Annotated in this window: 13 protein-coding genes; 6 read left to right on the forward strand and 7 right to left on the reverse strand. The window is 61.4% G+C overall.

All coding sequences use genetic code 11. The features are described 5' to 3' along the window. Window positions 1-229 precede the first annotated feature (229 nt). From BSF44_RS24345 to BSF44_RS24355, 3 genes are all read left to right on the forward strand, one after another. Window positions 230-1009, forward strand: coding sequence for an ABC transporter substrate-binding protein (locus BSF44_RS24345; protein WP_095945675.1), 780 nt, complete (start codon window positions 230-232; stop codon window positions 1007-1009). A 204-nt stretch (window positions 1010-1213) separates the two neighbouring features. After that, window positions 1214-2326, forward strand: a complete 1113-nt coding sequence (locus BSF44_RS24350; protein ID WP_095945676.1) for a succinylglutamate desuccinylase/aspartoacylase family protein — start codon at window positions 1214-1216, stop codon at window positions 2324-2326. 182 nt (window positions 2327-2508) lie between these two features. Beyond that, entirely contained in the window at window positions 2509-3225 is a 717-nt protein-coding gene (locus BSF44_RS24355) for an alpha/beta hydrolase (protein WP_095945677.1), read from the forward strand. A gap of 3 nt (window positions 3226-3228) precedes the next feature. Here the strand turns inward: BSF44_RS24355 and BSF44_RS24360 are convergent, their stop codons facing one another. From BSF44_RS24360 to BSF44_RS24380, 5 genes are all read right to left on the reverse strand, one after another. Continuing rightward, window positions 3229-3795, reverse strand: a complete 567-nt coding sequence (locus BSF44_RS24360; RefSeq protein ID WP_095945678.1) for a hypothetical protein — start codon at window positions 3793-3795, stop codon at window positions 3229-3231. A gap of 138 nt (window positions 3796-3933) precedes the next feature. Continuing rightward, the gene (locus tag BSF44_RS24365) at window positions 3934-4728 is read right to left on the reverse strand and encodes a hypothetical protein (RefSeq protein WP_095945679.1); all 795 of its coding nucleotides are present in this window, start codon (window positions 4726-4728) and stop codon (window positions 3934-3936) included. Between the two features lie 412 nt (window positions 4729-5140). Then, the gene (locus BSF44_RS24370; protein ID WP_095945680.1) at window positions 5141-6322 is read right to left on the reverse strand and encodes an acetyl-CoA C-acetyltransferase; all 1182 of its coding nucleotides are present in this window, start codon (window positions 6320-6322) and stop codon (window positions 5141-5143) included. An 11-nt stretch (window positions 6323-6333) separates the two neighbouring features. Beyond that, window positions 6334-6999, reverse strand: coding sequence for a CoA transferase subunit B (locus tag BSF44_RS24375; RefSeq protein ID WP_008026717.1), 666 nt, complete (start codon window positions 6997-6999; stop codon window positions 6334-6336). Window positions 7000-7035: 36 nt separating this feature from the next. Further along, window positions 7036-7734 (reverse strand): CoA transferase subunit A, encoded by a 699-nt coding sequence (locus BSF44_RS24380; RefSeq protein WP_046043267.1) that lies wholly within the window; start codon window positions 7732-7734, stop codon window positions 7036-7038. Window positions 7735-7909: 175 nt separating this feature from the next. Here BSF44_RS24380 and BSF44_RS24385 point away from each other — a divergent pair, with 175 nt between their 5' ends. After that, window positions 7910-8812 carry a LysR family transcriptional regulator gene (locus BSF44_RS24385; protein ID WP_095945681.1) on the forward strand — a complete coding sequence of 301 codons (903 nt, stop codon included), beginning with the start codon at window positions 7910-7912 and terminating at the stop codon, window positions 8810-8812. Window positions 8813-8927: 115 nt separating this feature from the next. Here BSF44_RS24385 and BSF44_RS24390 read toward each other — a convergent pair whose 3' ends face one another. Together BSF44_RS24390 and BSF44_RS24395 are read right to left on the reverse strand one after the other, a co-directional pair. Continuing rightward, a complete protein-coding gene (locus tag BSF44_RS24390; RefSeq protein WP_095945682.1) occupies window positions 8928-9698 on the reverse strand; it encodes a Sir2 family NAD-dependent protein deacetylase in 771 nt (256 codons plus the stop codon). A 124-nt stretch (window positions 9699-9822) separates the two neighbouring features. Continuing rightward, the gene (locus BSF44_RS24395; RefSeq protein ID WP_095945683.1) at window positions 9823-10869 is read right to left on the reverse strand and encodes a class I SAM-dependent methyltransferase; all 1047 of its coding nucleotides are present in this window, start codon (window positions 10867-10869) and stop codon (window positions 9823-9825) included. A gap of 439 nt (window positions 10870-11308) precedes the next feature. On the opposite strand from BSF44_RS24395, the gene BSF44_RS24400 reads away from it, so the two are divergent. Together BSF44_RS24400 and BSF44_RS24405 are read left to right on the forward strand one after the other, a co-directional pair. Next, a complete protein-coding gene (locus tag BSF44_RS24400; RefSeq protein ID WP_095945684.1) occupies window positions 11309-12151 on the forward strand; it encodes a DUF692 domain-containing protein in 843 nt (280 codons plus the stop codon). After that, window positions 12144-12899 carry a DUF2063 domain-containing protein gene (locus BSF44_RS24405; RefSeq protein ID WP_095945685.1) on the forward strand — a complete coding sequence of 252 codons (756 nt, stop codon included), beginning with the start codon at window positions 12144-12146 and terminating at the stop codon, window positions 12897-12899. The genes BSF44_RS24400 and BSF44_RS24405 overlap by 8 nt, the downstream gene beginning before the upstream one ends. Window positions 12900-13064: the final 165 nt, after the last annotated feature.

Here is a 13064-nt window from a genome sequence, read left to right on the forward strand (position 1 = left end):
AAAAACCTGTAGGCCTTGTCTGAAATCGCGATATGTCTGACAGACATTGCACCTTCATGGCGCGTTCACCTTGGCGCCTCTATTCAGGTGCCACTTTTCTGTAAATATTTGTCGCCTCGGCGTAATTTGCCCTCCTGTAGCCGCTCTAGACTGCCGGCCACTTCGGTTCCCGCTCATAAAGCAATGACCGAACGCTGCCAATAAAAGCCTCCGCACACAGGAGTTATAAATGAAGAAGCTAGTGATGTTCGGTGCCCTGGCACTGTCGCTGTTGTCCCTGACCGCCGTGGCCGCAGACGCCAAGCCGATCCGCATCGGTATCGAAGCCGGCTACCCGCCATTCTCGATGAAAACCCCTGACGGCAAACTCACCGGTTTCGACGTGGATATCGGCGATGCGCTGTGCGAGCAGATGAAAGTCAAGTGCACCTGGGTCGAGCAAGAGTTCGACGGCCTGATCCCGGCGCTGAAGGTCAAGAAAATCGACGCCATCCTGTCGTCCATGACCATCACTGACGACCGCAAGAAGAACGTCGATTTCACCATCAAGTACTACCACACCCCGGCGCGCTTCGTGATGAAGGAAGGCAGCGACGTCAAGGACCCGCTGACCGAACTCAAGGGCAAGAAAGTCGGTGTTCTGCGCGCCAGTACCCACGACCGCTTCGCCACTGAAGTGCTGCAACCGGCGGGCATTGTCCTGGTGCGCTACGGCTCCCAGCAGGAAGCCAACCTGGACATGGTGTCCGGTCGCATTGACGCGCTGCTGGCCGACTCGGTCAACCTGGACGACGGTTTCCTGAAAACCGACGCCGGTAAAGGTTTCGCTTTCGTCGGCCCTGAATACAACGATCCGAAATACTTCGGTGGCGGCGCAGGCATTGCCGTGCGCAAGGGTGATAAGGAACTGGCGGACAAGTTCAACACTGCCATCACTGAAATCCGCGCCAACGGCAAGTACAAGCAAGTGCAGGACAAGTACTTCAAGTTTGACGTTTACGGCGAGTAATCCAGCCGTTTGGAAAAATGGCAACCGTTGGCGCGGTTGCCATTTTTTTTGTGCTTTCTTTCTATTGAAACGAGATACCTGTGGGAGCGAGCCTGCTCGCGAAGGCGGCGGTACATTCAACATCCATGTTGCCTGACATGACACTTTCGCGAGCAGGCTCGCTCCCACAGGTGATCTCGCCGTTCTGACATCAGGAGTCCCCCCATGCAACGCATCGACCACAAACTGCCCTGGAGCCACCTGGGCAGCGAGCGCACCCTCAGCGTGTTTCGTTATGGCGCGGGCACGCGCAAGGTGTACATCCAGGCCAGCCTGCACGCCGACGAATTGCCGGGCATGCGCACGGCCTGGGAGTTGAAGAAACGCCTGGCCGAACTTGAACAGCAGGGACAATTGAAGGGTGTGATCGAACTGGTGCCGGTGGCCAATCCCATAGGCCTCGACCAGCACGTGCAAGGCAGCCACATGGGGCGTTTCGAGCTCGGCAGCGGCAAGAACTTCAACCGCTCGTTCGTCGAACTCAGTGCACCGGTGGCCGCGTTGATCGGTGATCGTCTCGGCAACGATGCCCAAGCCAACATCGCGCTGATTCGTCAGACCATGGGCCAGGTCCTCGACGGCTTGCCGGCAGCGCCATCGCAGCTGGAAGCCATGCACCGCCTGTTGCTGCGCCATGCCTGCGACGCCGACATCACCCTCGACCTGCATTGCGATTTCGATGCGGCCATTCACATCTACGCATTGCCGCAGCACTGGCCGCAGTGGCAATCCCTGGCGGCGCGCCTGAAGGCCGGCGTGGCGCTATTGTGTGAAGACTCCGGCGGCAGTTCGTTCGATGAATCCTGTTCTTCGCCATGGTTGCGCCTGGCCAGGGCGTTCCCGGCGGCGGCGATTCCACCGGCCAACCTGGCGACCACCCTGGAACTGGGCAGCATGGGCGACACCCGGGTCGACCAGGCCCAGGCCAATTGCGAGGCCATCCTCGGGTTCCTCGCCGAGCAGGGTTTCATCTCCGGCACCTGGCCGGCGGCACCGGCCGAATGCTGTGAGGGCATGCCGTTCGAAGGCACCGAGTACCTGTTCGCCCCGCATCACGGCGTGGTCAGCTTCCTGCGCGAGGCCGGGGAGTGGGTGGAGAAGGGCGATGCACTGTTCGAGGTGGTCGACCCATTGAACGACAAGGTCACCACCGTGCAGGCCGGCACCAGTGGCGTGCTGTTTGCCATCGACCGTGGGCGCTACACCCAGCCGGGCAGCTGGCAGGCGAAAGTCGCCGGGCGCGAGCCGATTCGGGTGGGCAAGTTGATCAACGACTGATCCAGGTACTTCGCTGTCTGTCCTGGCCTCATCGCGAGCAGGCTCGCTCCTACGGTGGAATGCATTTCATATGTAGGAGCGAGCCTGCTCGCGATGACGGCACCCGCCACGCTAGAGATGCCTCTGCCTACTGACCAGTGTTAGGCTCTTCCCCGAATCCTGCATTCAGTGAAGGAAGCCCCATGTTGAAGATGCTCGCGCTGCTCACGCTCTTGCTATCCACCGCCGTCCACGCCCAAACCCCGCTGCAAACCGACCTGCCGCTCAAGTACCTGGCGCAGGCCAGCGCCGATTCGACCCATCAACCCCTGGTGATTTTTCTCCACGGTTACGGCAGTAACGAGCAGGACCTGTTCGATATCAAGGATGGCTTGCCCAAGTCCTACACCTACCTGTCGGTGCGGGCGCCGATGGTGATGCAAGAGGGTAGCTACCAGTGGTTTCGCAAGAAGGGCGAAGGGGCCTACAACGGCGAGACCGATGATCTGAAGTCCAGCGGCCAATTGCTGCTGGATTTCGTCGCACAGGCCACGAAGAAATATCAGACCGAACCCGAGAAGGTGTTCCTGGTCGGTTTCAGCCAGGGCGCGATCATGTCCTACGAAACAGGCTTGCGGCATCCCGAGGCGCTCGGCGGGATCGCTGCGTTGAGCGGGCGGATTCTGCCGGTGCTCAAGTCCGAGCTCCAACCGGATGAAAAACGCCAGTCGCTGGCTATTTTCATCGGTCATGGCGAACAGGACAAACGCTTGCCATTGAGCGACGGCACCGAAGCCAACAGCCTGTTGCAGAGCGTGTCACTCGAGCCCGAGTTTCACGCTTACCCCGGTGTCGGTCACAGCATCAGTGCCGACGAGGTACAGGATCTGAGCGCCTGGTTGCAGCGTCTCAACCCTTGAGCCTCATTTTCCGCTGACGATCTGTTTGACCAGGGTTTCGTGGGCCGCCATGTCGCCTGGGCGGGAAATCACCTGGATCACCGCCATGCGGGTGCCGGATGCCGCCATCAACGTGGTGGTGAGGGTCATGCCACCGCCCTGGGTGGCAGTGCCGTCGATCTGGCGCAGGCCCAGCCCGTTTGTCCGGGTCAGGGCTTTCTCGCTGAGCTTGTTGTAGTCGGGCAGGGATTTGTGTTGCGCCGCATCGAAGTCGGCCACGGTGCCGTCGAGGAACCCGCCGTCGTTGTCCTTGACGCTGATACCGTTGGGCAGGGTGTTTTCAGCGGCAATCACCACGGTCTTGGTGGTCTCGTTGCTGTACAGGGTGCCGCTGGCACCGTCCGGGCTGGCCGGCAGCGGGTTGGCGATGAAACCCTTGGGCAGGTTGAAGGTGAACTTGCTGCCGAGCATCGAGACTTTATGGGCGGGCGTATTGCTGGAAGCGGCCTTGGCGGCCTGCGCATTCAAAGCCCCAAGGCCGGTAGCGACGGCCAACAGAAGGACAAGGGCTTTTTTACTCAACAATGACATCGGGATCTCCAGGGATGGGCGCGCGGTGGGGCGCGATCATCCCATGGAGGTTGCGATGCATTCCAGTGTGCTCTACCCAGCGGTCGCCTTGGCCAAGTATCCACCTATGCTGAGGACAGCCCGATGAGCTGATGCAGCTTAGCGTTTGATGGCTGCTCCTTCAGTGTCAGTCGCCGGGCCCGCCGGCCGCGCCAGCAAACGCTTGGTCACGCCCAGCATGGCCACCGACACCGCGACGCCCAGTACAAAAGCGTTCATTCCCATCGTCGGCAGGGCCAGGGCCAACACCAGGCAGAAGGCGGCGAACGAGTACATGCCGGTGGCGGTGGCGCACAACAGCGCGGCGGTGAAGGCCGGGCCACGGGTTTGCTGGGAGAATACCGCCATCACGCTGCCCAATACCGGGAACACCGCCAGCAGGCCGCTCCAGCGGTCGCCGACGGTGCTGGCCAGCAGAGTCACGATCAGGGTGAGCAACGCACCGGCCACCATGCGCAACAGGAGTTTGTCGGACTTCGGTGCCGGACCACTGAGCACCGGTTGCACGGTGGGGAACAAGTACGGTGCAGCGAGCAGCGCGGTGGCGGCGGAGCACACCGAAAACATCAGGGAGGCCGGGATCAGCGACAGGGCAACCGCCACCAGTGCCCAGACCGACAGTGAGATCAGCAGCGCCAGCGGCCATCCGGCCCGTTGTGCGACTTGGGCGTAAGTCACGCAGAACGCAATCATCGCGAACATGGCCGACAGCGCGGCGGTGGCCGATTGCGCGGCGAACGCCTGGCCTTGTTCGAGGGCGAGGAACAACAGGATCGGTCCGACCACTACCGGCAACCCCGATAACCAACCGGCCACGCTCGGCCCCCAGCGTTTGCCCGCCAGGGAAATCAGTAGCAGGAAGCCTGGGATCACCAGCAATTTGAGGATCAACACGCGCACGTCTCCGACCTGTGTGAAGTGGCAACGGTAACATTGCATCGGGTAGATTGCTTTATTTGTATGTGGATTTTGTATACAAAATCCAAGCCCTTTGAAAATTGTGCGAAAGGTCTTTGCGCATACGTTTTTTGGACATCCCGCGATGGGGTCAATCCGCTATGGTTGAATCTGCAGTTTTTGAGGTGACAGTTCGGGCCTCATCGCGAGCAGGCTCGCTCCCACAGTTAACTTTCTGTGACCACAAATCCCCTGTGTGAGCGAGCCTGCTCGCGAAGAACGATGACTCGGTCCACCTGAAAAAACGCAGGCAAAAAAGAACCCGGTACGACTTGCATCGTACCGGGTGTTTTTCCAGGCGGTCACGGATCTTCGTGGGTCCCCGCGCCGTCTGTTGAACGCTGTTGGCTTACGCCCGTTCGAGCGCCAGTGCCACGCCCTGACCACCACCGATACACAGGGTGGCGAGGCCTTTTTTGGCGTCGCGCTTGAGCATTTCATGCAGCAGGGTCACCAGCACGCGGCAACCCGAGGCACCGATCGGGTGACCCAGGGCGATGGCGCCGCCGTTGACGTTGACCTTGTTCAAGTCCCATTCCAGGTCCTTGGCCACCGCCAGCGATTGCGCGGCGAAGGCTTCGTTGGCTTCAACCAGCTCAAGCTGGTCGATGCTCCAGCCGGCCTTGTCCAGGCAGCGGCGAGTGGCCGACACCGGGCCGATGCCCATGATCGCCGGATCGACGCCTGCGTTGGCGTAGGCAGCGATTTTCGCCAGTACCGGCAGGCCGAGGGCCTTGGCTTTTTCCGCGCTCATCAGGATCACGGCCGCGGCGCCGTCGTTCAGCGACGAAGCGTTGCCGGCGGTCACCGAACCGTCCTTCTTGAAGGCGGCTTTGAGTTTGCCCAAGGATTCGGCGGTGGTGCCGGCCCGTGGTTGCTCGTCGGTGGCGAAGGACAGCGGATCGCCCTTGCGCTGCGGGATCAGGATCGGGGTGATTTCATCGACGAAGCGCCCGGCTTCGATGGCGGCTACGGCTTTCTGCTGCGAGGCGGCGGCGAACGCGTCCTGCTGCTCGCGAGTCAGGCTGTATTTCTCGGCCAGGTTCTCGGCGGTGATGCCCATGTGGTAATCGTTGAACGCATCCCACAGGCCATCGCTGATCATGGTGTCGACGATTTGCCCGTTGCCCATGCGCAGGCCGGTGCGGGCGCCGGGCATGACGTAGTTGGCCAGGCTCATGTTTTCCTGGCCGCCGGCGATGATCACCTCGGCGTCGCCGCAGCGGATCGCCTGGGCGCCCAGGTGCAGGGCTTTAAGACCCGAGCCGCAGACCTTGTTCAGGGTCATGGCCGGTACGGCGAAGGGCAGGCCGGCCTTGATCGCGGCCTGGCGCGCAGGGTTTTGCCCGGCGCCGGCAGTCAGTACCTGGCCCATGATCACTTCATCGACTTGTGCAGGGTCCAGGCCGGTTTGCGCCAGCAGCTGGCGGATCACCGCAGCGCCCAGGTCAACCGCGGACACATTGGCCAGGGATCCCTGGAAGCTGCCGATCGCGGTGCGCGTGGCGGCAACAATGACGACTTCTTGCATGGAATGATTCCTCACTGGGCAGCGAACTGCATTTCCGGTACGTGGTCCGGCACGATCAGTTTACCGGCTGTTTTGGCGACGATCTCTTCGACGCTGACGCCCGGCGCACGTTCTTTGAGAATGAACGCGCCGTTTTCGATTTCCAGATAGGCCAGGTCGGTCAGTACACGCTTGATGCACCCGGCGCCGGTCAGCGGCAGGCTGCATTGGGACAACAGCTTGGACTCACCGTCCTTGGAAGCGTGGGTCATGATGACGATGATGTTGTCGGCGCCGGCCACCAGGTCCATCGCGCCGCCCATGCCCTTGACCAGTTTGCCGGGGATCATCCACGAGGCGATATTGCCTTGCACGTCCACTTCGAACGCGCCCAGCACGGTCAGGTCGACATGACCGCCGCGGATCATCGCGAAGGACTCGGCGGAGGAGAAAATCGACGCGCCGGTGCGTGCGGTCACGGTTTGCTTGCCGGCGTTGATCATGTCGGCATCGATGGTTTCTTCGGTAGGAAACGGACCCATGCCCAGCAGGCCGTTTTCCGACTGCAGCATGACTTCCATGCCTTCGGGGATGTAGTTGGCGACCAGGGTCGGAATGCCGATGCCCAGGTTCACGTAGAAGCCGTCCTGCATTTCGCGGGCGACGCGTTGAGCCATTTGTTCGCGGGAAAGTGCCATTGTCGTTATTCCTTCATTCGGTCCGGGGGCAGGGGATCACTTACGCACGGTGCGCTGTTCGATGCGCTTCTCGAACGTGCCGCAGATGATCCGGTCGACGTAGATGCCAGGGGTGTGGATCTGCGCCGGGTCCAGCTCGCCGGGTTCGACGATTTCTTCGACTTCGACCACGGTGATCTTGCCGGCGGTGGCCGCCAGCGGGTTGAAGTTCTGGGCGGTGTGGCGATAGATCACGTTACCGAAATGGTCGGCTTTCCAGCCTTTGACGATGGCGAAGTCGCCGGTGATGGATTCTTCCATCAGGTACTTGCGGCCATGGAATTCGCGGACTTCCTTGCCTTCGGCGACTGGAGTGCCAACGCCGGTGGCGGTGAAAAAGGCCGGGATGCCGGCGCCGCCTGCGCGCATTTTTTCGGCGAGGGTGCCTTGCGGGGTCAGGGTGACTTCGATTTCGCCCTTGAGCAGTTGCTCTTCGAACAGCTTGTTTTCGCCGACATAGGAGGCCACCACTTTGCTGATCTGGCGGTCGGTCAGCAGTACGCCCAGGCCGAAACCGTCGACGCCGCAGTTATTGGAAACCACGGTGAGATCGCGGGTGCCCTTGCGCTTGATCTCGTTGATCAGGTTCTCCGGGATCCCGCACAGGCCGAAGCCGCCGGCGATCACGGTCATGCCGTCTTCAAGACCTGCCAGTGCTTCCTCGTAGGAACTCACGCGCTTGTCGAAACCTGCCATATGCACCTCTTTTATTCTTTGTGGGCGGCTGGCTAGCCGAATGGGATGGAGTGTCTCGCTGTGAGATTCATTTGTTAAGTTGTTTTTTAGAGCGGATTGATTGATAAAGCTCAATAATGTTTTGTCTCTTCTATTGCAGCTTAGAACCTGAAGCTTACAACCGGAGCATCGCCCCATGACCGTCAAGCAGATCCGCGCCTTTCTGGCCGTGGCCCAGAGCCTGAGCTTTGCCGTGGCCTGCGAGCGCCTGCACCTGTCGCAATCGGCCCTGAGCCTGACCATCAAGGCGCTGGAGGAGGGCTTGGGCGGGCGCTTGTTCACCCGTAACACACGTAACGTGTCGCTCACCGCCGAAGGCGAATCCCTGGTGCCGCTGGCGCGCCGCTTGATCGCCGACTGGGACAATGTCGAGGATGAACTGCGTCAGCGCTTCACCCTGCAGCGCGGTCGCGTGACCCTGGCGGCGATGCCGTCGTTTGCCGGCAACCTGCTGCCGCCGATCCTCAAGACCTTCCGCGCGCGCTATCCGAATGTCAACGTGACGGTCAATGACGTGATCAACGAACAAGTGCTGGAAATGGTCCGTGACCGCCAGGTGGAACTGGGGGTGGCGTTCGAGCCGACCCAGAGCTCGTCGCTGCAATTCACACCGTTGTACATCGACCGATTCGTCGCGGTGGTGCCCCTGGATTCGGCGCTGGCCGAACTCGACGACATCGACTGGCAGACCCTGCTCAAGGAACCCTTCATTACCTTGCAGCGACCGTCGACGGTGCGGGTGATGCTGGAAGAACACTTGCAGGCCCGGGGCATGAAGCTGCCGGTGGAGTTTGAAAGCCATCAACTGGCGACGGTCGGGCGCATGGTCGCCAGCGGCCTGGGCGTGAGCGCGGTGCCGGCCTTGTGCGCCGGGCAGATGCGCGAACTGGGGGCGCGTTGCATTACCTTGCGCAACCCTGTGGTGGAGCGGGCGCTGGGGGTGCTGACGTTGCCGGGGGGAGAGCTGTCGGCGGCGGCGCAGGCGTTGTTTGATGTGCTCAAAGAGGAAAATCTTGGGCAGCGAGTTGCCATGAGCTGATCACAATCCTCTGTAGGAGCGAGCCTGCTCGCGATGGCGGTGTGTCAGTTGACAAAGATGTTGTATGTGCCGGCCCCATCGCGAGCAGGCTCACTCCTACAGGGATCGGGTTTCGTCAGTTGCCAAGTAGCTTCGCCAATACTGGCAACAACCGCTCGCACGACTCCTCGATCTTCAAATCCAGCATCTCATCGGCCCGGGTCTTGCCCAGGTTGATCGCAATCAACGGCTTGCCCTGATCCACCACCGCCCGGCACAAGCGAAACGCCGAATAGGCCATCAACGACGAGCCAATCACCAACAGCCCCGCAGCCTGTTCGACGGCGGCCATCGCCTTGGCCGCCGTGGCCTGTGCGACGTTCTCGCCAAAAAACACCACATCCGGCTTCATCCGTTCCCCGGCGCAATGCGGACAGCGGGGGACCTTGAAGCGTTCCTCGAAGGCCGGGTCGAGCAAGGTGTCGCCGTCCGGCGCCTGCATCGCGTCGACGCCGGCCAGGTAGGGGTTCTGTGTTTCCATCAGGTACTGGATCGAATCGCGTTCACTGCGCTGGCCGCAATCCAGGCACAACACCCGGTGCAGACTGCCGTGGAGTTCGATCACGTCACGGCTGCCGGCCTGGTCGTGCAGGGTGTCGACGTTCTGGGTGATCAGCCCGCTGATCTGCCGCGTGCCTTGCAAGCGGGCCAGGGTGTCGTGGGCCACGTTCGGTTGTGCCAGTCGCACCCGTGGCCAGCCGAGCATCGCCCGCGCCCAATAGCGTCGCCGGGACTCCGGGATACCCGAGGGCGTGCTGATACCGGCACCGGTCAGCACTGCAAACGGCGCGTCGGCCATGAACTGATGGAGGCGATCGAGTTGGTCACGGGTCTGGCGATCGAGCATGCCGGGAAACCTGTAGGAGCGAGCTTGCTCGCGATGGAGTGTCAGTCGTCATCAATATAGCTGACACACCATCGTCGGAATGCCGCCCGGACCAAGCTCGCTCCTACAGAGATGGCGGCGGGGACTATTTACGTGCCTCCAGGATCAGGTTGAACGGCGTTTCAGTCGCCCGGCGGAATTGAGTGAAACCCGCTTCGGTGAACACCTTGCGCAACCGCGCTTCACCGGCCTGGGCACCGAGGCCGAGGCCAACTTCCTGGGACAGCGAGTTGGGCGTGCAAATAAAGGTCGACGCCGCGTAAAACAGGCGTCCGACCGGGTTGACGTTGTCGTCGAGCAAGTCGTTGGCGTAGGGCTCGACCAGCAGCACCGTGCCGTCATCCTTCAACGACTCATAGGCATGCTTGGCCGCGCCCACCGGGTCGCCCATGTCATGCAGGCAGTCGAAGTAGCAGATCAGGTCATAGTCGCTGCCGGGGTAGCTTTTTGCGTTGCCCTGGAAGAACCTGGCCCGGCTGGATACACCTCCTTCTTCGGCCCGTTGGGTGGCAACGGTAACGGACGGCGCGTGGTAGTCGAAACCGACGAAGCGCGAATCCGGAAACGCCTGGGCCATGATCACCGTCGAGGCGCCATGGCCGCAGCCGATGTCCGCCACTTTGGCCCCTGCCTCCAGTTTGGCCACCACGCCGTCGAGGGCCGGCAACCATTCGGCGACCAGATGGGCTTTGTAGCCGGGGCGGAAGAAGCGTTCGGTCCCGCTGAACATGCACGGATGGTGATCGCCCCAGGGCAGGGCGCCGTCGCCGCGCATCGCTTTGACCAGTTTGTCCTTGTCGTGGAAAAACGACGCGACCACACCGATTCCGCCCGCCACATAAACCGGTGAGTCTTCGTTTGCCAGAGCCATGGCTTGCTCTTCCGGGAGGCGGAACTGACCGTCGCGGTGTTCCATGTAGCCCGAGGCGGCGTGGGCACTGAGCCATTCGCGCAACAGACGGGTGTTGCAGCCGGTTTTCTCGGCAAGGGTTTCGGGGGTGATGGGCTGACTGTCGGCCATCGCCCGGTACAGGCCGAGTTCTTCGCCGAGGATGACGTTGGCGAGCATCGCCGCGCCGCCCATGTCATTCACCAGTTTGCCCATGAAATCGTTAAGTCTGGCCTCGTCCATCATGTGTGCTCCTTCAGCAGGATCACGGTCCAGGGGCATTGTCTGGCGAGGTGCTCGCCGCTGGGCGGTGGTCGTTGGAATGTGCAGGGCGCTGAGCGGGCCCTGTGTGCGTTAAGTTTAGTTCGGGCCTTGTATTGCGTGGTCTGGCGCGACGAAAGCGGTGAGCCTGGCACAACCCTCTGTCGGAGCGAGCTTGCTCGCGAAGGTCGTCAACGATAACGCGCGCTGTCTGGATATACGCGGTGTGCTCGGGTTTTCGCGAGCAAGCTCGCTCCTACAGGGGGTGGCGTTGTGTATTGCAGTGTGTCCAGCCCCGGTTTCGATACATAGCCATCCATTGTCGAGCCCTGTCGAACACAGTCCCGATACACCCCTTCGATTAACTGTGTCTCAAGGCGGGCACCTGCCCGCAATCCTGGACACATGCGAGATCGACACCATGCAGACATCCATCCCCCCCGTAGCCAAGGCCAGCGCAGGGCTTGGCCTGCGTCGCGGTTTACTCAAAGACCTCCAGGCCGCACCGGCAGGCGATTTCGACTTTCTGGAAGTCGCGCCGGAAAACTGGATCGGCATCGGCGGCGCCCACGGCGCGGCATTGGGCGCCCTGGCGGAACGCTATCCGTTGTCCTGTCATGGCCTGTCCCTGTCCCTCGGTGGGCCGTCGCCGCTGGACATCGTTTTTTTGCAGGAAGTCCGGGTTTTTCTCGATCACTACAACGTGCCGCTGTATAGCGAGCATTTGAGCTATTGCAGCGATGACGGCCACCTGTACGACCTGTTGCCGCTGCCGTTTACCGAAGAGGCGGTGCACCACGTCGCCGCGCGTATCCGCCAGGCCCAGGACATTCTCGGGCGACGTCTGGCGGTGGAAAACGTTTCCTATTACGCCGCGCCCCAACAGGACATGGAGGAGGTGACGTTCACCAATGCCGTGCTGTGTGAGGCCGATTGCGACCTGCTGCTGGACGTCAACAACGTCTACGTCAATTCGATCAACCACGGCTTCGATCCGCAGGCGTTTCTGGCGGGCATCGATTCAGGCAGGGTGGTGGCGATGCACATTGCCGGGCATTTCGACGAGTCCGATACTTTGAAGATCGACACCCATGGCGCTTCGGTCAAACCGGCGGTGTGGTCGTTGCTGGCCCAGGCTTATGCCCGGTTTGGCGCGCAACCGACCTTGCTGGAGCGGGATTTCAACTTTCCCGTATTCGCCGAACTGGTGGCGGAACTGCAGACCATTCGCCGCCTGCAACGGGAGGGCGTGAACCGTGGATAAGTCGAGTCTTTTGCATCAACAAACCACCCTGGGCCTGTACCTGCGCGACCCTGAACACAACGCGCCACCCACTGAAATGGACCCGGTGCGGGCACAGGTTTATCGCGATCTGGTGTTCGCCAACCTGTCTTCGCTGCTCAGTGGCACCTTTCCGGTGTTAGTGAAGGTTCTGGGGGATGAACGCTGGCGTTCGCTGGTGCGGATCTTTCTGCGGGACTACCGCGCTCGCACGCCGAAATTTGGTGAGATCGCCCAGGAGTTTGTCGAGTTTCTCGCGGCCGGGCCTCAGGCGTTGAGCGATGGGTCGTGGCCGCCGTTCATGGTGGAACTGGCGCATTACGAGTGGGTGGAAATGGCGCTGCAGCAGTCTGACGCCGAGCCTCTGGTTGCCGGTGATGCCGCGTTGCTGCTGGATCGGCCCTTGCAGGTTTCGCCGCTGGCCTGGCCGTTGGCGTATGCCTGGCCGGTGCAACGGGTGGGGCCGGATTGTCAGCCTGATGTGGTGCCTGCTCAGCCGACCTTGTTGCTGGTGCGTCGTGCCGAGGACTGGGGAGTGAAGTTTTCTGAACTGAGTCCGTTGGCGTGGCGGTTGTTGCAGCGAATTGGCGAGTTTCCCGAGTTGACCGGGCGTGAGCAGTTGCAGGGATTGGCGGTCGAGGCGGGGATGGTGGGGGATTTGGCTTTTCTGGAGGGTGGGTTGGCTTTATTGCGGCAGATGCATGGGGAGGGGGTTGTTGGTGTTGGTTGATCTTCTTTGACCTTGGCGGCCTCTGGGCCGACCAGGCTCTTGGGACTGTCAGATATTTTGTGTGCGGGCCGGTAACGGCCTGCCGTTAGGCAGGCCGTGCTTTACCCGGTCGGCCTGATAAATCGATCTCCGTACAGAATCGCGAATTGATTCATCGCACTTTTC

The sequence above is a fragment of the Pseudomonas sp. ACN8 genome, assembly GCF_002303925.1.
In the GTDB taxonomy this organism is placed as follows: Bacteria; Pseudomonadota; Gammaproteobacteria; order Pseudomonadales; family Pseudomonadaceae; genus Aquipseudomonas.